Consider the following 25,906-nt stretch of genomic DNA (forward strand, 5'->3'; position numbering starts at 1 on the left):
TTTTTCCCTCTCAAGAAATCAGTTTTTCCAGATCATCGAGGGATAGACGTTTGAGGGCCTCCAGTGATTTAGCCAATTCATCCTGAACGGGCGACATTTCGACGCGCAGCGCTTCGATCCGCGCGCAGAAATCCTTGAGCGTGTCGGTCTCGAACAACGCCTTGAGCGGCACCTTGTCGCCCAGACGTTCCTGCACCCGGGTCACCACCAATGTCGCCAGTAACGAATGGCCGCCGAGCTGGAAGAAGTTGTCCGCCAGCCCTACCCGCTCGACTTCCAGCACTTGCTGCCAGATCGTCGCGACCTCCCACTGCAAGTCGCTTTGCGGTGCCTGGTATTGCTCCTGCGTCGGGCTCTCGCCCAACGCCATCAGCGCCTTGCGATCGAGCTTGCCGTTGGGCGTCAGCGGGATCGCGTCGATCAGGTGCAGATGCCCCGGCACCATGTGCGCCGGCAAGCGACTGGCCAAGGCATTGCGCACCCGCTCGGCCAGCGTCGACCGCTCGCTGTCCGGTGCGGCGACGAGGTAGGCATGCAGGTGTTTGCCTGCGGCGCCGTCCTGCGCCAGTACCACCGCCTCACGGATATCGTCGAGTTCCAGCAGGCGTGCTTCGATCTCGCTGAGTTCGATGCGGAAGCCGCGAATCTTCACCTGATGGTCGGCGCGACCGATGTACTCGATGTTGTCCTCATCGCCCTGGCGCACCAGATCGCCGGTGCGGTACAGGCGCTCGCCGTTGCTCGCGTAAGGATTCGGCACAAAGCGTTCGGCGGTCAGCGCGGCGCGGCGCAGATAGCCGCGCGTCACCCCGGCACCCGCCAGATACAGCTCGGCCGCCACTCCCTCGGGCGGCACCTGCAACTGACTGTCGAGCAGGTACGCCACGGTGTTGTCCAGCGGCCGGCCAATATTCGCCCGGCCCTTTGGCGTGCGCAGGGTGAAGGTCGAATAAGTGGTGTCCTCCGACGGCCCGTAAAGATCGTAGACCTGCTGCACCTGAGTGCTGGCGTAGAGGCTGTCGACCAGACCCTGCTTGAGCGGTTCGCCGGCCAGATTGATGGTGCCGACCGACGACGGAATCTGCCCGGCCCTTTGCAACGCGGCGATCGCCGACGGCACGGTATTGATCAGCGTTACCTCATCGCGCGCCGGCAAATCCGCCAGCGCCAGGGCGTTGTCGGCCAGCACCAGGCAGCCTCCGCAGGCCAGCGTGACGAAGATTTCCCACACCGAGAGATCGAAGCAGATCGAGGTCGAGGCCAGCACGCCGCGCAATTGTTCTTCGCGATAGACCCCAGCCGACCATTGAATCAGCGCCGATAGATTGCCGTGGCTGATTGCTACGCCTTTCGGTTTGCCGGTGGAGCCGGAGGTGTAGATCACGTACGCCAGATTGTCTGCCGCGAGGTTAACCAGCGGCGCAGTGGCCGGGTATTCGCTGGCGACGTTCTCGTCCACCAGCAGCACCTGCGCACTCAAGGTTTCGGGCAGCATCGCCAATGCCGCTGGCTCAGTGAGCAGCACCGCCGCGCGGCTGTCGTCGAGCATGTGCAGCAAGCGTTCCTGCGGGTAATCCGGATCGAGCGGTACGTAGGCGCCACCGGCCTTGAGGATCGCCAGCAAGCCGACCAGCATCTGCGGCGTGCGGCGCATGCACACGCCGACGCGCACTTCCGGCCCGACGCCCATGCCTTGCAGCTTGTGCGCCAGACGATTGGCCCGGGTATCGAGGTTTTGGTAAGCGATGGATTGCTCAGCGAACAGCACCGCGTTCGCCTGTGGCTGTCGCTGCACTTGCGCGGCGATGTGCGCCAGCACTGTGCGTTGATCCGGCGTGGTAACCGGCGCCTTGCCCCACTCGATCGCTTGTTGCCGTTGTGGCTCGGCGAGCAGTTGCAGCGCGCCCAGCGGCTGCGTGGCGTCGGCGAGGAACTGCTCGAGCAGGCCTTGCAACTGCGCACTCAACACACTGATCGCTGGAGCGTCGAAACTGGCCTGATCGTAACTCACGCCCAGACTCAGCTCGCGGCCGGTGACCGCCACCAGCGTCAGCGGATAGTTGGTCTGCTCCTGCCGGCGGATTGCCGAGAACTTCAGGCCCGTCTCAGGGCCCTGCGCCAGTGCTTCAGCCATCGGATAGTTTTCGAACACCAGAATGCTGTCGAACAACGCCCCGGCGCCCGTACCGGCCCAGCGCTGAATGTCATACAGCGGCGTGTGTTCGTGCTCGCGCAAGGCCAGGTTGAGGTTTTGCACCTGTTGCAGCCATTGGCTGACGCCGATTTCCGGCGATGGCGCCGCCACCACCGGCAAGGTGTTGATGAACAGGCCGATCTGCTGCTCGACGCCCGGCAAATCGGTTGGCCGTCCGGCGACCGTCGCGCCAAACGCCACGTGGTCCTGGCCTGTATAACGCTGCAACAGCAGCAGCCACGCCGCTTGTACCAGCGTGTTGAGGGTGACTTTCTGCTCGCGGGCGAAGCGGTTCAGTTCGGCGGTCAGCGGTTCGCTGAACACATGCTCGTGATCGGCATAGCCGCTGGCGGCGTGCCTGACCGGTATGGCGCTGGCCAGTCGCGTCGGCTGTTCAAGGTCCGCCAGCGCCGCACTCCAGAACTGTCGACTGGCCTGCTGATCACGCTGGCCGAGCCATTCGATGTAATCGCGATAACGCCCCTGCCCTGCGCTCGGCGCGATGCCGGCGTAACGTTGCAGCACTTCGCCGAACAACTGCGAAGTGCTCCAGCCGTCCATGAGGATGTGATGGCAGGTGTAGATCAGGTGATGAGTGTGCTCATCGGTGCGCACCAACGTCACGCGCAACAGCGGTGCGTCGAGCAGATCGAAGCCGTTATGCAGGTCTTCAGTGGCCAGATGATCAAGCGCGGATTCCAGGCCAGCGCGACCGCGCCAGTCCTGCACTTGCCACGGCATCTGCACGCGGCTGCGCACCACTTGCACCGGCGCGGCGGCATCCTGCGGCCAGACGAACGCCGTACGCAGAATATCGTGAGCTTCGAGGGTCTGCTGCCAGGCCTGGCGGAAGCGCTCGGCGTCGAGCTGCTCGACGTCGACGCGCAGCTGATTGGTGTAGGCCGGGCTGTCCGGCTCGTTACGACTGTGGAACAGAATGCCTTGCTGCATCGGCGACAGCGGGTACAGATCGACGATGTCACGCGGCGCAATCGGCAATGCCGACAGCTGCGCCTGGGTCAGGTTGGCGAGGTTGAAATCCGAAGGAGTCACGCCACCTGCCCCGCTCGCGCAGCAATGTTCGATCAGGCGTTCCAGTTCGCGGCGATAGGCCTCGGCCAACGCCTCGATGGTCTCGGCGCGGTACATGCCGCTGCCGAAGGTCCAGGTCAGTTCCAGCTCACCGCCGAGAACCTGTCCGTCGACGCTCAGCCAATTGCCCAGCGGCGCTTGCCCATCCTGATTGGCGCCGGTGCTGTCAGCGCTTGGCAGGAACAACGCGCCTTGCTCGGCGCTGAACGCGCCGTCGAACTGACCGAGGTAATTGAAGGTCACCCGTGGTTGCGCCAGCGTCTGCAACTCGGCTGCACGCGTGAGGTAACGCAGCACGCCATAACCGATGCCTTTGCCCGGCACGGCGCGCAGTTGCTCCTTGATCGCGCACAGCGACGCAGCGGGATTGGCCTGCGGAGTCAGGCGCACCGGGAACAGGCTGCTGAACCAGCCGACCGTGCGGCTCAGGTCGATGTCGTCGAACAGGTCTTCACGACCATGGCCTTCGAGCTGGATCAACACCGACGGCTGCTCGCTCCAGTCACACAGCACCCGCGCCAAAGCCGTCAGCAACAGATCGTTGATCTGCGTGCGATAAGCCGCCGGGGCGACTTTCAGCAGCTTCTCGGTCAGTGTCTGGCTCAGGCGCGTACTGGCGCGAGCGGCCTGGGCGCGGGTCTGGCTGTCCACGGCGAAATCTTGTGGCAGTGCCGCGTCTTCCGCCGCCAGGGTCTGGCGCCAATAATCGCGTTCGCCGGCAAGCGCTTCACTCTGCGCATAACGATGCAACTGCTCGGCCCAGTTGTGCAGCGAACTGCTCTGGCCTGGCAACACCGGCGCCGTCCCCGCCGCCAATGTCTGGTAAGCCTGCTGCAAGTCCTCCAGCAGAATGCGCCACGACACGCCGTCGACCACTAGGTGATGAATCACCAGCAACAAGCGCTGCTCGGCGTTCGGCAGGTTGACCAGCACCGCGCGCAGCAACTGCCCGCGTTGCAGATCGAGGCTGCGCTGCGCCGCGTCGGCCACGGCCGGCAAGGCATCGAGACTGTCCAGCTCGCGCAGCCAAAGCAGTTCGGCATCGCGCTGAGTCTGCGGCAACGCCTGCCAGCTATCGCCCGACTGCACAAAGCTCAAGGCCAGCGCTTCGTGCTGTTCGACCAGCGCCGCCAGCGCCTTACGCAAATGCACGGCGTCCAGCGCCAGGGTCGGTTGCAGCATCACTGACTGGTTCCAGTGCTGGCGCTGGGCAATCGGCGTGTCGAAGAAGCGCAACTGGATCGGCAGCAACGGCAACGGCCCGCGTGCCACTGGTGCCGCGACGGCAGCCGGTTTGGCTTCGATCAGTTTGGCCACAGCAGCCAGTTGGCCGATGGTCTGTTTTTCGAACAACTGCTTGGGGCTGAGCTTGATGCCCTGGCGCTTGGCCCGGGCGATGATCTGCAAGCTGAGGATCGAGTCGCCACCCAGCTCGAAGAAGTTATCGCTGCTGCCAACCCTTTCGAGCTTGAGCACTTCGGCCCAGATCGCGGCCAGTTTCTCCTCGATCTCACCGACCGGCGCGACGAACTGCTGGCTGACCACGCCGGGCACTGGCAAGGCACGCTTGTCGAGCTTGCCGTTCGCGGTCAGCGGCAAGTGGTCGAGTAACAGCAACTGCGCCGGCACCAGGTAATCCGGCAGCCGCGCCTGCAACTGCTCGCGCAGTTCCTGCGCCTGCACCTTCGCGCCCACTGCCGGCACGCACCATGCCAGCAGTTGCAGGCGCGCCGGGTCGTCATCCAGTGGCAGCGCGAGCACGGCGGCTTCGCTGACACCGTCGAGGCTGAGCAACACCCGCGCGACTTCCGCAGGCTCGACACGGTAGCCGCGCACTTTGACCTGATCGTCGGCACGACCGATGAATTCCAGCGCCTGCTCGCGATTGCGCCGAACCCGGTCGCCACTGCGGTACACCCGCGCGCCGGGGTTCCCAAACGGATCAGGCAGGAAACGCTCAGCGGTGAGCCCCGGCTGATTCAGGTAGCCCAGGGCAACGCTGTCGCCGCCGATGTACAACTCACCGGCAACCTGATCAGCTACCGGGTTCAGCACATCGTCGAGCACATAGACATGGGCACCGGCCAGCGCTGTGCCGATCGGAACACTGCGCGCCTGGGCGGCGAGTTCTTCGACCTCGTGGGTCAGCACGCCCACGGTGGTTTCGCTCGGGCCATAGTGGTTGATCAGACGACAGCCCGGTTTGAGCTGGCGTAGGCGTTCGACCAGTGCCGGCGAACAGGCTTCGCCGCCGACGATCAGCGCGTGTTCCGGCAACACGTCGGCAGGCGTGGCCGCCTGCAACAGCGCGGCGAGATGTCCGGGGACGATTTTCAGCACGCCAACGCGATGGCAGGCCATGTATTCGGCAAAGCGATCCGGGTCGAAGCCGAGTTCTTCCGGCAGCACATGCAGCAGTCGGCCCGAGCACAACGCGCCGAACAGCACGGTGAAGCCAAGGTCAGCGGCGATGGTCGAGACCAGCGCCATGCTCGCCTCGGGCGCCGGCGCCAGACGTTCGAGGACGCCGCGCACATAACTGCCCAGCGCGCCGTGGCTCACCACTACGCCCTTGGGTTGTCCGGTGGAGCCGGAAGTGTGAATCACGTAGGCCGGCGACTGCGCATACAGCGTCAGCTCAGGCGCGGACGCCGGCAGCGACTGCCATTGCTTCGATGTGAACGTCAGGCCCTGACAGCCCTCAACCGCCAATTCGCTGACCCGCACATCGCCTTCAGCACCGATCATCGCCCGCGCCTGCGCAGCGCCGAGCATCTGTTGCAGGCGCGCGCTTGGCGCCTTGACGTCGAGCGGCATGTACACCGCGCCAGCCTTGAGAATCGCCAACAGGCAAGTCAGCCAGTCCAGCGAACGTTCCAGCAGCACCGCCACCGGGTCGCCAACGTTGACGCCCTGCGCACGCAAATAATGGGCGAGACGATTGGCCTCCTCATCCAGCGCCTGGAAGGTCACCGTTTGCTTGAGATCCCGAGCGGCCAGCGCCTGCGGCTGCCGCGCCACTTCACGCGCCCAATGTTGCAACACCGTCAACGCCGGTTCGCGTTGGCTGGCAAGCGCAGCAGGCCGTGGCGTCGCTACCGTGTGGAGCGGCGCCTGCGGCGAGTTGAGCAACTGTGTAAACAGGTCCAGCAACATCGGCACAAAACCGGCGACCGTTTCCGCCCGATAGAGATCGCTGGCATAGGTCATCTGACCGTGGATCAGCGCGCCGTCGTCGGTAATGTCCAGCGCCAGATCGAAGTGCGTGCCGTCCTTGGCCAGCGGATATTCGCTGACGGTCAGGCCGGGCAAGGCCATCGAGCGTTGTTTCTGCATGCCGACGTTCTGGTTGAACTTGGCTTGAAACAGCGGGTTGTGGCCCAGGGTGCGTTCGGCGACCAATTCGTCGACCAGTTGCTCGAACGGCAACTCCTGATGTGCCTGTGCGCCGAACGCCGCTTCACGCACCTGCGCGAGCAAATCGGCGAAACTGCCGCGCTCATCGACCTGGCAACGCAGCACCTGGGTGTTGACGAAGAAACCGATCAGTCCCTCGACTTCGGCGCGGCCACGGTTGGCATTCGGCACGCCGACACGAATGTCGCGCTCGCCGGCCAGACGCGAAAGGAACAGCGAGAACCCCGCCAGCACCAGCATGAACAGGCTGATGCCCTGGCTGCGCGCAAAAACGTTGAGCTGTTGCGACAGGTCGGTGCCGAAATCAAAGCTCAGGGTCTGTCCTGCAAAGCTTTGCGTCAGCGGTCGGGCAAAGTCCGGCGCCACTTCCAGCAGCGGATGTTCGTCGCCTAACTGCTGACGCCAGTAGTCGAGCTGGCGCTCGCCCTCGCCGGCCTCCAGCCAGCGCCGCTGCCAGATCGCATAGTCGGCGTACTGCAACGGCAGCGCCGGCAGTTGCGGCTCGCGCTGCAGGCTGAACGCCTGATAGCACTGCACGAATTCCTTGACCATGACGTCCATCGACCAGCCATCGGAGACGATGTGATGCATGCTCACCACCAGCACGAACTCATCGTCGGCCAAAGCAAACAGGCTGGCGCGCAACAGCGGGCCGTGGCGCAGATCGAACGGTTGCGCGGTGACGTCTTGCACGTGTTGCGCGAGCACTTTTTCGCGCTCTTGCACGGCGACGCCGGTCAGATCAAAGCGTTCCAGTGCAATTTTCTGCTGCTCGAGAATCAGCTGATGCGCTTGATCGCCGTCGGTGTGAAACACCGTGCGCAACACTTCATGGCGCGCCAGCAGATGATCGAACGAGCGGCTCATGGCTGACTCATTCAGCGAACCTTTGAGACGCAAGCCAGCGGCCATGTTGTACGCGGCGCTGTGCGGTTCCAGTTGCCAGAGGAACAGCAGGCGTTGCTGGGCGAACGACAGGGGAATCTGCGCGCAGTCGTGGCGGCTGACCGGCAGCGGCAACAGGCTGAAATCCTTGCCCTCCTCGCGCAGCTTGGCGAGAAACAGCCGACGCTGTTCCAGCGGTAGGCCGACGAACCTTTTTGCAATACGTTCCGCCATCGTGCCGCTCATACTTCTTCTCCTTGCAAAGCATTCATGAACTGATCCATGTCGGACCAGTCGTCGTCGCCGCTCGCCTCGGCCAGTTGCCCGAGCACCTCGGCGAGATCCGCCAGCAGCGGTTTTTCGAACAGGCTGCGCAGCGGCAGCACCACGCCCATCTGCTCCTTGACCCGCGCAATCACCTGCGCGGCCAGCAACGAATGGCCGCCCAGTTCAAAAAAGTGATCGTCCAGGCCCACACGCGGCACGTGCAGCACCTCGGCCCAGACTTGCGCCAGACACTGCTCGGCTGGCGATTGCGGGGCGCGGTAATCGCCCTGCAACTGCGCCGGATCCGGCGTCGGCAAGGCCTTGCGGTCGAGCTTGCCACTCGGTGTCAGCGGCAGATTCGCCAGCAACAGCAGATGCCCCGGCACCATGTAATCCGGCAGGCTGGCTTGCAGCGCAGCGCGGGTCTGCTGACGGAAGGCCGTTTGCGTTGCCGCGCTGGCAAGCACCGCAGGTTCTGTCACCACGTAAGCGACCAGTTGCGCACCGCCGGCGAATGGCACCGCCAGCACCACTGCCTCGCGAACGCGCGGACATTGCTGCAGGCGCGATTCGATCTCGCCCAGTTCGATGCGGAAGCCGCGAATCTTCACCTGATGATCGACCCGGCCGACATACTCCAGCGCGCCATCGCCGCGCAGCCGCGCACGGTCGCCAGTGCGATACAGGCGCTGGCCGTCGGCAAACGGGTCGGCAATGAAACGCTCGGCGCTGAGGCTAGGTTGGCGCTGATAACCGCGCGCCAGCCCCGGCCCACCGATGTACAACTCGCCCACCGCGCCTTGCGGCAGCAGGTTCAGATCATCGTCGAGCACGTACAGACGCCGTGCTGCCAGTCCGTGGCCGATCGGCATGCCGCGCCACGACACGTCCTGTGCGGTCAGCGCGGTGCAGTCATGAATCGTCGAGACCACCGTGGCCTCGGTCGGGCCGTAGGTATTGAGCAGGCGCACATGGCCGAGCCCGGCCTGCTTCCACAGACGCAAGCCGTCCACCGCCATGGCTTCACCGCCGACGTGAATCTGCCGCAGCGCGCCGAAACTGGCCGGCGGTTTCGCCGCGTATTCCTGCACCAGCCAATACCAATAAGCCGCCGGCAGGTCGGCCAGAGTGATGCCCTGATCGATGATCACCTGATGCAGCGTCGCGCTGTCCCACAACGGCGCATCGCGCATGACCACGCTGGCGCCATGGCACAGCGGCGGGAAAAACTGCTCGACGAAACCGTCGAAGCTGCTGGTGGCGAATTGCAGAACCCGGTCGCCTTCGCGCAGATCGCTGTAGTCGATGGCGCGGGCGACGAACTCGCTCAGCGCGCCATGACTGACCGCCACGCCTTTCGGCCGCCCGGTGGAACCCGAGGTGTAGATCACGTACGCGAGGTTGTCGGCCTCGACCGTGACCGACAGATTGTCGCTCTGCCCGCTGGCGGGCAACTGCTCCAGACACAGGCACTCGATGCCGTCGAGCGGCGGCAGGCTGGCAAGGCTTTGCTGATCACTGAGCAACAGTTGCAAACCACTGTCAGCGAGCACATGGCGCAAGCGTTCGGCTGGGGTCTGTGGATCCAGCGGCACATAGGCACCACCGGCCTTGAGCACGGCCAGCAGCGCTACCGCCAATTCCAGCGAACGCCCCAGCGCGACACCGACCAGCACGTCCGGGCCGACACCCTGTGCGCGCAACTGATGGGCCAAGCGATTGCTTCGAACGTTTAGTTCGTCGTAGCTGAATACTGGTGCAGGGGCAGTGGCCAACAGCACCGCCGGCGCTTGCGCAGTCCGTGCGACCTGCGCTTCGAACAGGCTTTGCACGCTGGTAAACCGAGGCACTGGCGCAGTCGCTTGAATCAACGCTTGCCGCTCGCCCTCGGCGAGCATCGCCATCTCGCCGACCAACTGCTGCGGGTCGCGGCACACCGACTGGAGAATGTTGCGCCAATGCCCGGCCAGCGCGGCGATGGTTGCGGCATCAAAAATATCCGTGGCGTAAGTGAAGGCGGCAAACAGTTGCTCGCCCTCCTCGCGGGTGTCGAGCATCAGATCGCTGGTGGCTGCATGTTGCCGAGCGCTGCCGGCCAGTTGTTCCTCGCTCAGATAGCCCACGCGCAAGCCTGAAGCGAGTTGCGCCTGGTGCAAATCGGTGACCAGCGGCTGGTGATTGAACATCACTTGAAACAGCGGATTGTGGCTCTGGCTGCGCGCCGGTTGCAGGGCTTCGATCAGGGCGTCGAACGGCAGATCCTGATGGGCCTGAGCACCCAGTGCAGCCTGGCGCAGGCTCTGCAGCAGCTCGGCGAATGGCGTTTGTGCAGTGACCGCGCTGCGCAGGATCTGCGTGTTGACGAAGAAGCCGATCAGGCCCTCGGTTTCACTGCGGGTGCGGTTGGCGATCAGCCCGCCGACACGAATATCGGTCTGGCCGCTGTAGCGATGCAACAGGGTCTTGAACGCCGCCAGCAACACCACGAACAACGTCACGCCCTGACGCTGGGCAAGGTTTTTCAGCTCTTCGCGCAAGGCCGCGTCGATCACCGTTTCCAAGCGTGCGCCCTGATGGCTGGACTGCGCCGGATAGGCCCGATCGGTGGGCAACTCCAGCACTGGATGTTCGTCGCCCAGTTGCGTGCGCCAGTAGTCCAGTTGCCGCTCGCGCTCACCGGCCTCCAGCCAGCTGCGCTGCCACAGTGCGTAGTCGCGGTAATGCACGGTCAACGGCGCCAGCGTCGGTTCACGCCCGGCGACCAGCGCGTCGTAAGTGCGCATGAATTCGTCGATCAGAATGTTCATCGACCAGCCGTCGGCGATGATGTGGTGCAGGGTCAGCAGCAGCACGTGTTCCTGCGCGGCCAGGCGCAACAGCCGCAGACTCAGCAGCGGGCCGTTCTGCAGGTCGAAGGCCTGGGTCGCCTCGGCCATCATGTGCTGCTGCGCCAGCGGCAAGCGCTGGGCTTGGGGCAACTCGCTCAGGTCAGTCACGGGTAGTTTCAGTGGCTTAGGTTCGGCCACACGCTGGAAGGCCCGCTCGCCATTTTGGCCGAAGGTGGTGCGCAAACATTCGTGGCGCGCCGCCAGACGGCTGAAGGCTTGCTCCAATGCTTCGACTTGCAGATCGCCATCCAGACGCACCGCCATCGGCAAGTTATAGGCTGCGCTGGTCGGCTCCAGTTGCCAGAGAAACCACATGCGCTGCTGCGCGTAAGACAGGCCGTCACGCTCGGCGATGCCGTCGCAGGCGGTCATTGGAAGCTGCGCAAAATCGATGCCCTCGCGGGCCATGCCGGCGAGGAACAGACGGCGTTTGTCCTGGGGCAATTCGATAAAGCGGCGGGCTAGTTTCTGTGCGTCTGCGGCATTCATGCGTGGAGTCCTTGCTGATCGGCGGCGTGACCTGGAGACCCGGTCGTATCAACAAGAACGAATGGCCCGCGCGATGATTTAGCGCGCCAGCGGCATTCACGGCCCGACGGTACAAAGGCCAGACAGACAAATGCCGAAGCCGGTACAGGCCCGGATTCGGCATTTGAGTTGAAGAGTGGCGAAGCGCCTAACGCACGTCCTGCGAATGCCCCTCGGCCATCGCCACGATGACTTTGCGCGGCCCTTCGAACGGTGAGCGCGCGTGAGCCGAAAGCATGTTGTCGAGCATCAGCACATCGCCCTCCTGCCAGGGGAAACTGATCGCACAGTCGTCGAGCACCGCACGAATCTGCGCCAGCACTTCGTCTTCGATCGGCGAGCCGTCGCCGTAGTAGACGTTACGTGGCAGGTCTTCTTCGTCAACGATGTCGAGCAGGCTTTCGCGCACGTCCGCTGGCAGGTTGGAGATGTGAAACAGGTGCGCCTGATTGAACCAGACGTGGTCGCCGGTCACCGGGTGCACCGCCACCGCCTGACATGTCTGCCGCGTGCGCAGCTCACCGTCGTCCTTCCACTCGCAGACAATGCCGTGGGCCTTGCAGTAGGCCTCGACGACTTCGCGGTCTTCGGTGTTGAACACGTCTTCCCAAGCGACATCGAGGCCATTGCCAAAGTTGCGCACGTACATCAGGCCCTTGCTGACGAACCGCTCGCGGATCGCCACGGGGATGCGCCGGTAGACTTCGCGGCTGTCGGCAATCGGCGTCTCGCCTCCGGACCTGGCAGCGATCATGCTGTAGAACCAGATCTTCATCGGCCAGTCGCGGGAATAGGCCTGCTCGTTGTGCAGCGGAATGCTCTGGTGCGCCGGGTATTCGGTGGAGGTGTACACGCCTTGAGTGACGTTGGTGCGCGGCGTCGAGCCGAACTCGTAGTTCAGCAGCGGATGGCCGAAACTCGCGGCGAACTGGCGGAACTGCTCGGCGCCATCGAGGCGAAAACCGCGAAATAGCACACCACCGTCGCGCAGCAGATGCTCGTCGACCAAGGCCTTCAATTCATCGAATACCGCCAACAGATCGGTGTCGGCATCGCCCGCCTCGACCAACAGCGGCAAACGTCCGCGCTGCGGCAGCAACGGCCGCACGGAAAACCCCAGAGCAACAGCCATGACTGGCCTCCTGAAAATGATAGATGAGGCGCGTCTCAGAACGCCGGTTGCGCCGCCTGTGCAAGGCGTCGGTGATGCACTTCCAGATGGGTCTTGATCGTGCGAATGACCCGCGCTTCATGTTCATGAATGAAGAAATGCCCGCCGGTCATCATGTCCACCGAGAAACTGCCCAGGGTCTCTTTGCTCCAGCCGATCAGTTGTTCGGTGGTGGCGCGGTCTTCCTTGCCACCGAGCACGTGCACCGGGCAATTGAGCAGGGGCCGCTCGGCAGGCGTAAAGCGGCCGCACATCATGAAATCGGCGCGCAGCACCGGCAGGGTCAGGCTCATCAGCTCTTTATTGGCGAGGACTTCTTCGCTGGTGCCTTGAAAGGTGCGCAACTGTTCGATGAGTTCTTCATCACTGCGCGGTTCGGCAAAGCCGCGGTCGTAGTCGCTGCGCATGGTCGGTGCGGCGGTGCCGGAGGCGAACAGCGCCAGCGGCTCCGGCACACCCGACTCGCGAAAGGCATGGGCCAGTTCGCAGGCGAGCAACGCACCGAGGCTATGCCCGAACAACGCATACGGGCCTTGCAGCCCCGGCTTGTGCTCGCGCGCCAGTTGCCGCGCCAGTGCGCGCATGTCGGTTTGCAGCGGTTCATCGAACCGCGCGCCACGCCCCGGCAGTTCCACCGGTTGCAATTGCAGCCACGTCGGCAGTTGACGCCGCCAGCGGCTGTAAACCATGGCGCTGGCGCCCGAATAGGGCAGGCACAGCAATGTCAGCTTGGTCACCGCGCTTTCCTTGAAAAATGTGTCTGCAAGAAAGACGGATCACTCGCCGGACAAATTAGTCGCCCGGCCGCTAAATTCCCCCGCCAGCCGCTCGTTGCCTGTTCAGGAAAAAAACAACAATCGCGAGGGAATCACCGTGGACCTGCAGAGCATTCTGGGCAAGTTGTTCGCCAACGCCGGCGCGGTCGGCATCGAGGGGGTTTTCCAGTTCATTTTCAGCGCGCAGCAGGCGTACTGGTACGACATCAAGACCAGCCAGCGCACGGCAGTCGGGCGCCACCCGCGTCCGGACGTGACCATCGAAGTCGCGGAAAAGGATTTTCTCGGGATCATGGCCGGCGTGGTCAACGTCGAGGAACTGTTCGCCAGCGGTCGCTTGAAGATTGGCGGCAACATGGGCCTGGCGACGATGTTGCCGCAGATCATCGACCACGCCCGCCAAGGTGGCGGCACGGTGGAAAAGGTCGACATGAACAAGCGCTACCCGACGCCGCCACGCTTCAGCGAAAAGCTCACTGCCGCGCTGCCTCGCCAGACCAGCGTCGAACGCCGTGTGCGCGCCGAGTTGAGCCGGCACGAATTCGAAACCCGTTATCTGCCCAACGGCATTCCGCTGGTGATCAGCAATGCCCTGCACGACTGGCCGTTGTTCAGCCTGAGCCGTGAGGAATCGCTGGTGCATTTCGCTGAACTGCAAGGCATCACCCGCCATGGCGATTACGTGAAGAAGACCTTTTCCACCGAGCGTGATTTCCGCTCGACCTCGATGGCCGAATTCATAGCCTCGCTGGACAGCCCGGCAGGCAAAGGCGCGGACGGCGAGCCGCCGGCGTACATGGGCAACAACATCCTGCCCGCGCAGTTGTTGCAACAGATCCAGTACCCGCCCTACTTCGACACGTCGCTGTTCATTCCGCCACGTATCTGGATCGGCCCCAAGGGCACGCTGACGCCCTTGCACCGCGATGACACCGACAACCTCTTCGCCCAGGTTTGGGGCCAGAAGAAATTCACCCTCGCCGCGCCGCATCACCGCGAAGCGCTGGGCACCTGGTCGACCGCGCCCAAAGGTGGCCTGGATGGCTGCGATTTCAACCCGGACGCGCCGGACTATGAACGTTTCCCGGCAGCGCGGGAGGTGACGTTTTTGCGGGTGACGCTGGAGGCTGGGGATCTGCTGTTTTTGCCAGAGGGCTGGTTCCATCAGGTGGAGTCGGTGTCGACGTCGCTATCTGTCAACTTCTGGGTTAACTCAGGACGCGGCTGGTAACACCGCAAAATAACTGTGGGAGCGAGCCTGCTCGCGAATGCGTTGTATCAGGTATGAAGATATTTACTGACACACCGCCTTCGCGAGCAGGCTCGCTCCCACAGTGGAATTTCATTTCAAGTGACGGAAACTTTGAAACGCTGAAACCAGCACCACCGCCCCCGCCGCAATCGCCAGCCAGAAGCCGCTACGCGCGCCAAACGCATCCACCAGCGCGCCGGAGCCAGCAGCGCCGATCGCCACGCCGATGCTCAGCCCGGTCACCAGCCAGGTCAGGCCTTCAGTCAGTTTGGCCGGCGGCACGATGCGTTCGATCAACGCCATCGCCACAATCAACGTCGGTGAAAAGAACAGCCCGGCGATAAATACCGCGATCGACAAGCCAAGGATGTTGCTCGCCAAAAGCAGCGGCAGCGTGGTCACCGCCGTCGCCACGCCGCCGTAGAGAAACAGGCGCGGCAACGGCAGTTTCGAACGCATCGCACCGAAGGCGATGCCGGCCAGGCATGAGCCGATCGCGTATACCGACAAAACAATACTCGCCGCTGCCGGCTGGCCCTGATGTTGAGCGAAAGCGACGCTGACCACATCGATGACCCCGACGATCACGCCCATCGCCAGCATCAACGCCAGCAGCCATTGCACGTCGGTCGAGCGAATGATCGAGCCCTGATGCTGCGACTCCTGCGCGTGCACGGGCGGCTCGGTGCTGCGCTGGGCGACAAACGCCGTCACGCCGATGGCCAGGGCCAACAGCGCCGCCAGCGGCCCGGCCTCGGGAAACACCGCAACGGACAGCCCCACCGACAGCGGCGGCCCGACGATAAAACACACCTCGTCGAGCACCGACTCCAGCGCATACGCCGTCTGCAATTGCGGCTGGCCCCGGTAGATTTCGGTCCAGCGCGCCCGCACCATCGCCGACATGCTCGGCATGCACCCGGCCAGCGCGGCGAAGACGAACAACGTCCAGTCCGGCGCCTGCAAACGCGTGCACAGCAGCAACATCAATAACCCGCCGCCACCGGTCAGCGCTGCGATTGGCAGCACCCGCCCCTGCCCATAACGGTCCACCAGCCGCGATACCTGCGGCGCGCAAAACGCCGTGGCCAAGGCAAACGTCGCCGCCACCGCACCCGCCAGCGCATAACCGCGGTTCAACTGCGCAAGCATGGTGATCAGGCCGATGCCGGTCATCGAAATCGGCATGCGCGCCAGCATCCCGGCCAGTACAAAAGCACGGGCGCCGGGGGCGGTGAACAATTCGCGGTAGGGATTTGCCATCGATTGCAGCCTCATCAGGGGCGGCCAAGTTGCCATAGGCTTGAATGCCGTGGAAGCGCGCAATTGTTAGCGGTCTGTGAAGGCCACTGATCTTTCCAGCGCTGAACGACGATGACCACTGGTCGAAAACCCACGCTGACCTGTCAGACCTGACAGGTGTGGTCCCTTGCCTTTTGCGCTCTGATGAGGCCTTGGACCTTCATGTGTCACCGTGAACCCTGCAAACGCACTCAGGAGTCTCGCCATGGACGAATCGTCAATGTTCGTCTCACCCGAAGCGGACAAAGTGCCCTGGGCCGTCCCCGCCCTGTATGGCCTGGCGCCCTTTCGCAACAATGCCGCGCTGGCAGACGAGGTGGATGATCGGCTGATGCCGTGGATCGAGCGGGTGGGGATTTTCCCGGGTCGGCACGACAAGGTCCGCGCCATGGGTTTCGGGCGCTTCGCCATGCTGTGTCATACCGACACCGATGAGCCCGATCGGCTGTTGCTCGCGGCGCAATGTTTCGCCGCGTTGTTCGCCGTGGACGACTACTACTGCGACGATGAGCGAACCGGGTCCGAACCCAGAATGGTCGGGCCACGCCTTTCCCTGGCGCTGGCGGCGCTGGAACCGGTTTACCTGAGCGCACGGTTTCGCCCGGGGCTCGAGCAGGCCTTGAGCGGCGATCCGGTGCTGGTCGCGCTGCGTGCCTATCTGAGGCGGGTCGAGACTTTCGCGACCGCGGCGCAGGTTGCCCGCGTACGCCATGAAATCATTGCCATGTTCGTCACCATGACCGCCGAAGCGGCCTGGCGTATCGAAGGGCTCACGCCCGCGCTCTGGGAATATCTGGCTCAGCGTCAGGTCAACAGTTTCCTGCCGTGCCTGTCGCTGATCGACATCATCGGCGGGTATGAATTGCCCGCCAACGAATACAGCGCACCTGAGGTGCGGCGCGTCACGGCGCTGGCCGCCAGCGCCACGATCATTGCCAATGATCTGTTTTCCGCGCTGAAGGAACAGCAGGCCGGTATCGGCGATTTCAACCTGCCTTTGTTGCTGATCCAAGAACAGGGCTGCGCCCCCGCGCAGGCCATGGCGCAAAGTGCTGCCGTTCACGATGACATCATGCATCTGTATGAGGCGGCAGAACGGGCGGTATTGCCGCACGCCTCGCAGCTACTCCAACGCTACCTGCGCGGACTCAAGAGCTGGCTGGCCGGCAACGTCGAATGGCACCGCAGCAGTGGCCGCTATCAGGTCTGAAGCTGGCGAACTTTTCATGGTTGCAGATGAACTCTCGCCACGGGCCATCAGTCAGCTACTTAAGTCTCTGGAACCAAGGCGCGAATCGTCATGCAGATTTCCCTCGCTCATCAGGTGGCGCTGGTCACGGGCGCCAGCTCCGGCATCGGCCATGCCGCCGCCAAAGCACTCGCTGCGGCCGGCGCTGCGGTCGTGATCAACTACAACAGCAGCGCCGAACCCGCCGAAGAACTGGCTGCACAGATCAACGCCGAAGGCGGCAAGGCCCTCGCCATCGGCGCGGATGTTTCAAAAGAAGAAGATGTCGAGCGGTTGTTCGCCGAGACCGTCGAAGCCTTCGGCTCGCTGGATATTCTGGTGGCCAATTCCGGCCTGCAAAAAGACGCTGCAGCCGTGGACATGACGCTCGACGACTGGAACACGGTGATCGGCGTCAACCTCACCGGGCAGTTCCTCTGCGCGCGGGCGGCGTTGCGGATTTTCCAGCGTCAGGGCGTGCGCGAAGGCGTTTCGCGCGCGGCGGGCAAGATCATTCACATGAGCTCGGTGCACCAGCGCATTCCATGGGCCGGGCATGTCAATTACGCGGCGTCCAAGGGCGGCGTCGATCAGTTGATGCAGAGCCTCGCCCAGGAAGTCAGCCACCAGCGCATCCGTATCAACAGCATCGCGCCCGGTGCGATCAGCACGGCCATCAACACAGAAGCCACTGAAGGCGCGGCCGGCGAAAAACTTCTTGAGTTGATTCCCTATGGACGCATTGGCGATGTCGAGGATGTTGCCAACGCAGTGGTTTTCCTCGCTTCCGACCTGTCCGATTACATCGTCGGCACCACCCTGTTCATCGATGGCGGGATGAGCCTCTATCCGGAGTTTCGCGGCAATGGCTGAGCCTGAAGTGGAACAACAAAGTCCCATCGGTGCCCACGGCATCATCGGCGACATGCGCAGCGCCGCACTGGTCAACGACAAGGGCAGCGTGGATTTTTTCTGCTGGCCGGAGTTCGACAGCCCGACGATCTTCTGCTCGCTGCTCGACACCCCTGAAGCAGGGATTTTCCAGCTCGCGCCGGACTTGCCGGATGCACGCCGGGAACAGATTTATCTGCCCGACACCAACGTCTTGCAGACCCGTTGGCTGAGCGAACACGCGGTGGTGGAAATCACCGATCTGCTGCCCATCGGTGACGATGTCGACGCCCTGCCCCTGCTGATGCGCCGGGTGCGCGTAGTCAGCGGCTCAGCAACGTTCAACCTGCGTTGCGCAGTGCGCCACGACTATGGTCGCGCCGACACCCGGGCCAAGATGGACGCAAAGGACGTGACATTCCACGCCGCTGGCCAGCCGTCGATACGCCTGGCTTCAGATCAGGCACTGCAGATCGACGCGCAAGCGGCCGTCGCGCAATTCACCCTCGAGCACAACGAAACCGCGGCGTTCATGCTCGGCGGCAGCGACGATCCGCGCTTTGCCGAAGGTGCTGCCGAATTGTGCATGCAGCGCACCCTTAAATACTGGCGTGGCTGGATCGGCCAATCCAACTATCGCGGACGCTGGCGAGAAATGGTCAACCGCTCCGCCCTCGCCCTGAAGCTGCTGACCTCACGCCGCCACGGTGCAATCCTCGCCGCTGCCACTTTCGGCCTGCCGGAAACTCCCGGCGGCGAGCGCAATTGGGATTACCGCTACACGTGGATCCGCGATGCTTCGTTCACCGTGTATGCGTTTATGCGCCTGGGCTTTGTCGACGAAGCCAACCATTACATGCAATGGCTGCGCGGACGGGTCAGCGATTGCTGCGGCAAACCGATGAAACTCAACATCCTCTATGCCATCGACGGCCAGCAGGAACTGCCGGAAACCGAACTCGCGCACCTGTCCGGTCACGGCGGCGCGCAACCGGTGCGCATCGGCAACGGCGCTTATGACCAAATCCAGCTCGACATCTTCGGTGAGCTGATGGACGCCGTGTATCTGGTCAACAAGTACGGCGACGCGATTTCCCACGAAGGCTGGCGGCACGTCGGCGAAGTGGTCGATCAGGTCTGCGAGACGTGGCAGAGCGAAGATGTAGGCATCTGGGAGATGCGCGGTGAAACCCATCATTTCCTGCACTCGCGGCTGATGTGCTGGGTGGCGCTGGACCGCGCCATCCGCCTGGCTTCCAAGCGTTCGCTGCCGGCACCGTTCGCCCGTTGGGACCAGACCCGGCAAGCGATCTACACCGACATCTGGGACAATTTCTGGGATGAGGAACGCGGGCACTTCGTCCAGTACAAGGGCGGCACCGCGCTGGACGGCTCGATGCTGCTGATGCCTTTGGTACGTTTCGTCAGCGCCAAGGATCCGCGCTGGCTGTCGACTCTGGAAGCGATCGAAAAAACCCTGGTGCGCGACGGCATGGTCTATCGCTATCGCAACGAAGACGCCAACATCGATGGCCTCAGCGGCACCGAAGGCGCGTTCGCCGCCTGCTCGTTCTGGTATGTCGAATGCCTGGCCCGCGCCGGGCAGGTGGAAAAAGCCCACTTGGAGTTCGAGCAATTGCTGCGATATGCCAATCCGCTTGGGCTGTACGCCGAAGAGTTAGACAGCCATGGGCGGCACCTGGGCAACACACCGCAAGCGCTGACGCATCTGGCGTTGATCAGTGCGGCGAGTTTTCTTGACCGCAAGCTGAGTGGCGAGAAGAGTTCCTGGCAGCCGTAGCGGTGAGCGCTTTTTCGCCAGCGCTTGTCAGACCGATCTCTGATCGACAGGTATGTTTCCACAACGGGCCTGCATGCCAGACAACTGGCTCAGGCCCATCCCCGTCGTCGAACCCGTGCGCCGTTTACGTCTGGCGACAGTCTGTGTAAAAACTGCGCCTACAAAAGCCACACACGTTACGTTGAAACGCTTCGCGCAACGTACGCTTACACGCCGAAATACCTTGTTGCCAGCCGTTACATCCACACCTACCATCCAACGCAACGGGCACAGCGGAGCTGTCCAACCACACCCGAATTCAAGGAACCGGAATGCCTCATCACGTCCAGCGCACCATCGACTCCCCTCCTCGCACCGGGCTGAGCCGCACCCAGCTATGGGAAGCCGCCGACCAAGGCCTGATCAAATGCTGGGAAATCGGCCGCCAGCGCGCCGAACGCTTTCCCGAACTGGCCCGGCGCTGCCTGGCCGGCGAATTGCCGGTGCTTGGCTGGAAGGGTGGCGTCAGTCGCAGCCTGAAGAAAAACGAGAAATACGGCTCACTGAAATATCTGGCGCAGTGGCAGGGACTGCGTGGCGAAGATCTGGATATCGATCTGGCGCAGGAGCGTGCGCTGACGTGCTCACGGACGAAGATGAAGGTGACGTTTACGCCGGATCGGACGAAGTATTTCAATCAGGTCGCGGAGCTTGAGGCTTAGCCGTGCGGAAGTCCGGGCGGTAGCAATCCGGGTACAGGGCACAGACGCCGTACTGGGCGTCCAGATCGGCCATGTGCTGGTAGAACTGCTCGATTTCCCAAAACGTTTCATCCGCAACGGTCATCAGGTAGAAGTAACTGAGCTGATGGTCATTGGGCAGCACCAATGGAAACTCTGCCAGCGCGTCCATCCTCGGCGCATTGGCCAGCGCCGCGAGCATTGGCGTCGGTGCCAGGGATAATTGCTCGAAGTACTTCTGCTTGTATGCCGCCAGACCTATGGCTTCACCTTTTGCTCTGGCATCGATAAGTTGCGCAAGGTTTGCACGGCGCTGCTCCCAGTACGCCGCCGGCAGGTCTACATTCATTTGTTGCTTATGGCTGGCCAATGCCTCATCGGCGCTGAGCTGGCGTTGCGGTTCGCCCGGCACGGTGGCGGATCGTGCGTCCAACGCCTTGAAGGACAGCATGATCGTCGACTTGGCAAACATGCGCTCCATCAGTTCACGGCGCTGCGGGGTGTCCGGCAATGCCGGTAGCGGCGATGCGCAACCGGTCAGCATCACGACAAGTGCCAACATAACAAGCAGCGTTTTGAGTGACATGTATCGTCCTTGAAGCCAGTCGACAGAATGAGCTGCGCAGTCTATCCGATGGTCTAGGGTTTGGAAGACGTTTGCACGGAGTTGACAGTCATGATTCAGTCAGTCCTTACCCCTTTTCTGACCATTGCCTACGAACAGCATGGCCCGAACAACGGCGCCCCGGTGATTCTGCTCCACGGCTTCCCCTATTCCCCGCGCGCCTTCGACGAAGTCGCCCCGGCGCTGGCCGCGCGAGGCTACCGCGTCATCGTGCCGTACTTGCGCGGTTACGGGCCGACCCGGTTCAACAGTGCGCAAACCCTGCGCTCCGGCCAGCAAGCTGCGATGGCGCAGGACTTGCTCGATCTGATGGATGCGCTGGGCATCGAACAGGCCACGCTTTGCGGGTATGACTGGGGCGGTCGGGCGGCGTGTATTGTCGCGGCGTTGTTTCCGGCGCGAGTGCGCGGGCTGGTCAGCGGCGACGGCTACCTCGTGCAGGACATCGCCCATGCGAACCAGCCGTTGGACCCCGAAGACGAGCATCGGCTCTGGTATCAGTACTACTTCCACACGCCGCGTGGCGTCGAGGGACTTAAGCAGAATCGCCGGGAGTTGTGTCAGTTGCTTTGGCGGCTGTGGTCGCCGACATGGGCGCGAAAGGATGAACGCTACCCGCTGACCGCTGGCGCTTTTGATAATCCTGATTTCGTCGACGTGGTGATTCATTCCTATCGGCATCGCTTCGGCTACGCCCCGGGCGATCCAGCCCTGGAGTGGATGGAGGAAGCGCTGGCCACACAGCCGGTGATCAGCGTGCCGAGCATTTCGCTGTGCGGCGCCGATGATGGCGTCGGCCCGCCTTCGCTGATTGATGGAGATGCCGAACATTTCAGCGGCTTCTATGAGCGGCGCGTGCTGGCGGGTGTCGGCCACAACATTCCCGAAGAAGCGCCGCAGGAAACCCTCAAGGCGATACTGGATCTGCTGCAACGCTGACCGAAAACCGCTCCCGATAAGCCTGCGGTGTCACGCCAATGGCACGGAGAAAACTGCGCCGCAGCGTCTCTTCGCTGCCAAAGCCGCAATTGCCGGCGATGCGTTTGATCGGCAAACCGGTATCGCTGAGCAGTCGTCGAGCGGTTTCGACGCGGATCAATTCGATCGCCCGCGCCGGGGTCTGGCCGGTGTCGGCGCGGTAGTGGCGGATGAAGCTGCGTTCGCTCATGCCGGCCTGTTCGGCGAGGGTCGGGACGCCGAGGTCGCAGGTCAGGTTCTCGGCGATCCAGGCGTGCAGTTCATCGAAGCGGTTGCCCTGTTGTTGCAGCGACAGCGTCACGCTGAATTGCGACTGCCCGCCCGGGCGTTTCAGGAAGACGACCAGGTGCCGGGCGACGTCGAGGGCGATGTCGCGGCCGAGATCTTCTTCGACCATGGCCAGCGCCAGATCGATACCGGCCGTGACCCCGGCGGAAGTCCACACCGGGCCGTCGTTGATGAAAATCGGATTGGCTTCGACGCGCAGATTGGGATGTTGCGCGGCCAGTTGCTCGCAGCGCGTCCAATGGGTGACCACGCGGCGGCCATCGAGCCAGCCGCTGGCGGCGAGCAGAAAGGCCCCGGTGCACACCGAAGCCACGCGCCGGCAATGAGTGCCGTGCTCGCGCACCCAGTCGACCAGTTGCGAGTCTTCGGCGGCGGGATAAATGCCCCAGCCACCGGCGATGATCAGGGTGTCGCTGGGCGTTTGTGGCAACGGCTCGGCCAGCACCGCCAACCCCGCCGATGACAGCACCGCCCCGCCGCCGCTGGCGATCACGCTCGGCGCATAGGGCGCGGGCAAACCGCGCTGGCGAGCCAGATCGTTGGCCGAGGCGAACACCTGCAACGGCCCGGTAACATCGAGAATCTGCATGTTGGCGAACGCGAGGACGTGAATGGCTTTAGGCATTTGGCGTAATTCGTGGGGTGATTGGCGTATGCGCCAGAACCTACGCGCCTACAGTGCAGTCGTCCACTTCTTTCAACGGAGCAAGAACGATGCCGCTGCAGATCGGTTTTCTGTTATTCCCGCAGGTTCAGCAACTCGACCTGACCGGCCCTTACGACGTACTCGCCTCGTTGCCCGGCGTGCAGGTGCACCTGATCTGGAAGGACCTGATGCCGGTGACGTCCAGCACCGGCCTGCTGCTGAAACCGACTACTACTTTCGAGGATTGTCCGGATCTGGATGTGATCTGCGTGCCCGGCGGCAGTGGCGTCGGGCCGCTGATGGAGGATCAGCAGACGCTGGATTTCATCAAACGCCAAGCCGCGCAGGCACGTTACGTGACCTCGGTGTGCACCGGCTCGCTGGTGCTTGGCGCGGCGGGTCTGTTGCAGGGCAAGCGCGCGACCACGCATTGGGCGTATCACCAGTTGCTGCCGACCCTGGGCGCGGTTGCGGTGAAGGATCGGGTGGTACGCGACGGCAATCTGTTTACCGGTGGCGGAATCACTGCTGGCATCGATTTCGCCTTGGTGCTGGCGGCGGAACTGGTCGATGCCGATACGGCGCAACTGGTGCAGTTGCAACTGGAATATGCCCCGGCACCGCCGTTCAACGCTGGGAGCCCGGGCGTGGCGCCGAGCGCGGTGGTCGATGAAGCGCGGTTGCGCGCGGCGCCTTCGTTGAAGTTGCGTACGGAGATTACCGAGCGCGCGGCGGCCAAACTGGGCCTGCGCTGATATCCAGCCGAATGCAAAACCTGTGGGAGCGAGCCTGCTCGCGAAGGCGGAGTGTCAGTCGCCAGTGACGTCATCTGGAAGACCGCTTTCGCGAGCAGGCTCGCTCCCACATTTGATTTGTGTCTGGCATGACTGCCACACCTTCACTTGTCCCACCTCACTCGCCCGTGTAGAAAGCCCCTTCCAGAAATCTCGCACAAGGACTTTCGATGAAGGCGCTGCCCTGGCTCTATCTCGCGCTGCTCGGCCTCGGTTACGGACTGGCCCTGAGCTACGGCCAGCTCGGTTGGCTGGCATTGATCTCCGTGGGGCTTTTGCTGTTCGCCGCGTTCGCCGTGCGTCAGCAAGAGGTGCCAGTCGCGCGTTGGCTCGGCCATGGCCTGTTCATCGTTCTGGCCGTGGCACTGGCGATGCACTGGCTGCCGGGCTTCGCCAACGGCCGAGTAATCAATCCGCAACGGTTCACTGACAACGCCGTGCCGTTCGCGATGTACCTCAATCTCGACAAACCGCTGGTGGGCTTCTGGTTGCTGCTGGTCTGTCCATGGATCGTCGCGCGGCGTTCGTTGCGCCTGACGGTCTATGCCACCGCCCTCGCCCTGACGCTGTGCGCGATTCTCGCCCTCGGCGGCGCATTGTTGCTCGGCGTAATCGCCTGGGCGCCGAAGTGGCCGGATCAGGCCTGGCTGTGGGTGCTGAACAATCTGCTGCTGGTGACGCTGGTCGAGGAAGCGCTGTTTCGCGGCTATCTACAGGGCGGGCTGAGCCGTCGCTTCAAGCACCTGCCCTACGGCGACAACCTCGCACTGCTGTCGGCATCGCTATTGTTCGGTCTGGTGCATGCCGGTGCTGGCTGGACCTGGGTGTTGCTGGCGGGACTGGCCGGGGTCGGCTATGGTCTGGCCTACCGTTTCGGCGGACTGGGCGCGGCGATCGCCACCCATTTCGGCCTGAACCTGCTGCACTTCGGCCTGTTCACCTATCCGATGCTGGCCAGTTGACGCAAGCGCGGTTTTGCGACGGCGTACTTGAATCTGAAAAAAAACTTCAATAAAAACCTGTCGGCGCCGACAACCATTCAAAGCCTTGCGGATTGAAAAACCATGCGTAACAACCAGCCCATTACACAACGCGAGCGGACCTTTCCAGCTCAGCAACGGTTGATTTCCACCACCGATGCCAAGGGCATGATCACCTACTGCAACGACGCGTTCGTTGAAATCAGCGGGTTTTCGCGAGAGGAACTGATCCGTGCGCCGCACAATCTGGTCCGTCACCCTGACGTGCCGTCGGCGGTGTTCTCGCACATGTGGGGCACATTGAAACAAGGCTTGCCATGGATGGGCATTGTCAAGAATCGCTGCAAATCCGGTGACCACTATTGGGTTAACGCCTACGTCACGCCGGTGTTCGATGGCAGCCAGGTGGTCGGTTACGAGTCGGTGCGCGTCAAGCCCACCGCCGAACAGATCCGCCGCGCCGAAGCGCTCTATCAACGCATCAACCAGGGCAAGTCGGCGATTCCTTCGACGGACAAATGGCTGCCGCTCCTGCAGGACTGGCTGCCGTTCATTCTGGTCAGCCAGCTGAGCTTCATGATCGGCGCGACGCTGAACTCGCAGTGGGGCTTTGCCCTCGCCGCAGCGCTGTCGGTGCCGCTGGGCCTGATGGGCCTGCAATGGCAGCAACGCGGGCTCAAGCGCCTGCTGCGCCTGGCCGAACAGACCACCTCCGACCCGCTGATCGCGCAGATGTACACCGACAGCCGTGGCGCCCAGGCGCGTCTGGAAATGTCGATTCTCAGCCAGGAAGCACGCCTTAAAACCTGCCTGACCCGCTTGCAGGACACCGCCGAGCACCTGACCGATCAGGCCAAGCAGTCCGACGCCCTGGCGCACAACAGCTCGACCGGCCTGGAACGCCAGCGCGTGGAAACCGAACAGGTCGCCACCGCCGTCAACCAGATGGCCGCCACCACCCAGGAAGTCGCCAGCCACGTACAGCGCACCGCTGACGCCACCCAGGAAGCCAACCGCCTGACCGGCCGCGGCCGCGACATCGCCGGCGAAACCCGTGAAGCGATCCAGCGCCTGTCGGTGGTCGTCGGCGAAACCGGCCTGACCGTGACGCAACTGGCCAAGGACAGCGACGAAATCGGCGGCGTGGTCGACGTGATCAAAGGCATCGCCGACCAGACCAACCT

At 63.2% G+C, this 25,906-nt stretch carries 16 protein-coding genes; 9 read left to right on the top strand and 7 right to left on the bottom strand.

Annotated elements, in window-relative coordinates:
- Nucleotides 1–10: 10 nt before the first annotated feature.
- The 4 genes from D8U71_RS01690 to D8U71_RS01705 all read right to left on the bottom strand — a co-directional run bounded on the left by D8U71_RS01690 (nt 11) and on the right by D8U71_RS01705 (nt 13,179).
- Nucleotides 11–7,834 (bottom strand): non-ribosomal peptide synthetase, encoded by a 7,824-nt coding sequence (locus tag D8U71_RS01690; protein WP_130887028.1) that lies wholly within the window; start codon nt 7,832–7,834, stop codon nt 11–13.
- On the bottom strand, nt 7,831–11,232 hold the full coding sequence (locus D8U71_RS01695) for a non-ribosomal peptide synthetase (RefSeq protein WP_130887029.1): 3,402 nt from the start codon (nt 11,230–11,232) through the stop codon (nt 7,831–7,833). Before D8U71_RS01695 ends, D8U71_RS01690 begins: the two co-directional genes overlap by 4 nt.
- 187 nt (nt 11,233–11,419) lie before the next feature.
- Nucleotides 11,420–12,403, bottom strand: coding sequence for a TauD/TfdA family dioxygenase (locus D8U71_RS01700; RefSeq protein ID WP_024012352.1), 984 nt, complete (start codon nt 12,401–12,403; stop codon nt 11,420–11,422).
- A gap of 35 nt (nt 12,404–12,438) precedes the next feature.
- Nucleotides 12,439–13,179 (bottom strand): alpha/beta fold hydrolase, encoded by a 741-nt coding sequence (locus D8U71_RS01705; protein WP_130887030.1) that lies wholly within the window; start codon nt 13,177–13,179, stop codon nt 12,439–12,441.
- Nucleotides 13,180–13,315: 136 nt separating this feature from the next.
- Between D8U71_RS01705 and D8U71_RS01710 the strand changes: the two genes are divergently transcribed.
- Complete coding sequence (locus D8U71_RS01710; RefSeq protein ID WP_130887031.1) at nt 13,316–14,449, top strand: cupin-like domain-containing protein; 1,134 nt, start codon at nt 13,316–13,318, stop codon at nt 14,447–14,449.
- A gap of 111 nt (nt 14,450–14,560) precedes the next feature.
- On the opposite strand, the gene D8U71_RS01715 is transcribed toward D8U71_RS01710, so the two are convergent.
- Complete coding sequence (locus tag D8U71_RS01715; protein ID WP_130887032.1) at nt 14,561–15,733, bottom strand: MFS transporter; 1,173 nt, start codon at nt 15,731–15,733, stop codon at nt 14,561–14,563.
- 244 nt (nt 15,734–15,977) lie between these two features.
- On the opposite strand from D8U71_RS01715, the gene D8U71_RS01720 reads away from it, so the two are divergent.
- The 4 genes from D8U71_RS01720 to D8U71_RS01735 all read left to right on the top strand — a co-directional run bounded on the left by D8U71_RS01720 (nt 15,978) and on the right by D8U71_RS01735 (nt 20,393).
- Nucleotides 15,978–16,982: a family 2 encapsulin nanocompartment cargo protein terpene cyclase gene (locus D8U71_RS01720; RefSeq protein WP_130887033.1), complete on the top strand. Its 1,005-nt coding sequence runs from the start codon at nt 15,978–15,980 to the stop codon at nt 16,980–16,982.
- Nucleotides 16,983–17,072: 90 nt separating this feature from the next.
- Nucleotides 17,073–17,873, top strand: a complete 801-nt coding sequence (locus tag D8U71_RS01725; RefSeq protein ID WP_125918444.1) for a glucose 1-dehydrogenase — start codon at nt 17,073–17,075, stop codon at nt 17,871–17,873.
- On the top strand, nt 17,866–19,692 hold the full coding sequence (locus D8U71_RS01730) for a glycoside hydrolase family 15 protein (RefSeq protein WP_125927195.1): 1,827 nt from the start codon (nt 17,866–17,868) through the stop codon (nt 19,690–19,692). The genes D8U71_RS01725 and D8U71_RS01730 overlap by 8 nt, the downstream gene beginning before the upstream one ends.
- 311 nt (nt 19,693–20,003) lie before the next feature.
- Nucleotides 20,004–20,393: a hypothetical protein gene (locus tag D8U71_RS01735; protein ID WP_125927194.1), complete on the top strand. Its 390-nt coding sequence runs from the start codon at nt 20,004–20,006 to the stop codon at nt 20,391–20,393.
- Here D8U71_RS01735 and D8U71_RS01740 read toward each other — a convergent pair.
- A complete protein-coding gene (locus D8U71_RS01740; protein ID WP_241664190.1) occupies nt 20,365–20,973 on the bottom strand; it encodes a hypothetical protein in 609 nt (202 codons plus the stop codon). The two genes, D8U71_RS01735 and D8U71_RS01740, sit on opposite strands and share 29 nt — an antisense overlap.
- A gap of 114 nt (nt 20,974–21,087) precedes the next feature.
- Between D8U71_RS01740 and D8U71_RS01745 the strand changes: the two genes are divergently transcribed.
- Nucleotides 21,088–21,975 carry an alpha/beta hydrolase gene (locus D8U71_RS01745; protein ID WP_130887035.1) on the top strand — a complete coding sequence of 296 codons (888 nt, stop codon included), beginning with the start codon at nt 21,088–21,090 and terminating at the stop codon, nt 21,973–21,975.
- Here D8U71_RS01745 and D8U71_RS01750 read toward each other — a convergent pair.
- On the bottom strand, nt 21,944–22,927 hold the full coding sequence (locus tag D8U71_RS01750; protein WP_130887036.1) for a GlxA family transcriptional regulator: 984 nt from the start codon (nt 22,925–22,927) through the stop codon (nt 21,944–21,946). The genes D8U71_RS01745 and D8U71_RS01750 overlap by 32 nt on opposite strands.
- Before the next feature lie 89 nt (nt 22,928–23,016).
- Here D8U71_RS01750 and inhA point away from each other — a divergent pair, with 89 nt between their 5' ends.
- The 3 genes from inhA to D8U71_RS01770 form a co-directional block, all read left to right on the top strand.
- On the top strand, nt 23,017–23,703 hold the full coding sequence (gene inhA, locus D8U71_RS01755) for an isonitrile hydratase (RefSeq protein ID WP_130887037.1): 687 nt from the start codon (nt 23,017–23,019) through the stop codon (nt 23,701–23,703).
- A 209-nt stretch (nt 23,704–23,912) separates the two neighbouring features.
- Nucleotides 23,913–24,704 (top strand): CPBP family intramembrane glutamic endopeptidase, encoded by a 792-nt coding sequence (locus D8U71_RS01765; RefSeq protein WP_130887038.1) that lies wholly within the window; start codon nt 23,913–23,915, stop codon nt 24,702–24,704.
- A 102-nt stretch (nt 24,705–24,806) separates the two neighbouring features.
- On the top strand, nt 24,807–25,906 hold a 1,100-nt coding region (locus D8U71_RS01770), incomplete at its 3' end, for a PAS domain-containing methyl-accepting chemotaxis protein (RefSeq protein ID WP_130887040.1).

Origin of the sequence: Pseudomonas sp. Sample_21, assembly GCF_004307525.1 — a bacterium.
GTDB lineage: Bacteria > Pseudomonadota > Gammaproteobacteria > Pseudomonadales > Pseudomonadaceae > Aquipseudomonas > Aquipseudomonas atacamensis.

What these genes read in the sequence shown, in the direction of transcription:
- D8U71_RS01690 (WP_130887028.1), bottom strand. Translation starts at nt 7,834, where the DNA reads ATGAGCGGCACGATGGCGGAACGTATTGCAAAAAGGTTCGTCGGCCTA.
- D8U71_RS01695 (WP_130887029.1), bottom strand. Translation starts at nt 11,232, where the DNA reads ATGAATGCCGCAGACGCACAGAAACTAGCCCGCCGCTTTATCGAATTG.
- D8U71_RS01700 (WP_024012352.1), bottom strand. Translation starts at nt 12,403, where the DNA reads ATGGCTGTTGCTCTGGGGTTTTCCGTGCGGCCGTTGCTGCCGCAGCGC.
- D8U71_RS01715 (WP_130887032.1), bottom strand. Translation starts at nt 15,733, where the DNA reads ATGGCAAATCCCTACCGCGAATTGTTCACCGCCCCCGGCGCCCGTGCT.
- D8U71_RS01720 (WP_130887033.1), top strand. Translation starts at nt 15,978, where the DNA reads ATGGACGAATCGTCAATGTTCGTCTCACCCGAAGCGGACAAAGTGCCC.
- D8U71_RS01725 (WP_125918444.1), top strand. Translation starts at nt 17,073, where the DNA reads ATGCAGATTTCCCTCGCTCATCAGGTGGCGCTGGTCACGGGCGCCAGC.
- D8U71_RS01730 (WP_125927195.1), top strand. Translation starts at nt 17,866, where the DNA reads ATGGCTGAGCCTGAAGTGGAACAACAAAGTCCCATCGGTGCCCACGGC.
- D8U71_RS01735 (WP_125927194.1), top strand. Translation starts at nt 20,004, where the DNA reads ATGCCTCATCACGTCCAGCGCACCATCGACTCCCCTCCTCGCACCGGG.
- D8U71_RS01740 (WP_241664190.1), bottom strand. Translation starts at nt 20,973, where the DNA reads ATGTTGGCACTTGTCGTGATGCTGACCGGTTGCGCATCGCCGCTACCG.
- D8U71_RS01745 (WP_130887035.1), top strand. Translation starts at nt 21,088, where the DNA reads ATGATTCAGTCAGTCCTTACCCCTTTTCTGACCATTGCCTACGAACAG.
- D8U71_RS01750 (WP_130887036.1), bottom strand. Translation starts at nt 22,927, where the DNA reads ATGCCTAAAGCCATTCACGTCCTCGCGTTCGCCAACATGCAGATTCTC.
- inhA (WP_130887037.1), top strand. Translation starts at nt 23,017, where the DNA reads ATGCCGCTGCAGATCGGTTTTCTGTTATTCCCGCAGGTTCAGCAACTC.
- D8U71_RS01765 (WP_130887038.1), top strand. Translation starts at nt 23,913, where the DNA reads ATGAAGGCGCTGCCCTGGCTCTATCTCGCGCTGCTCGGCCTCGGTTAC.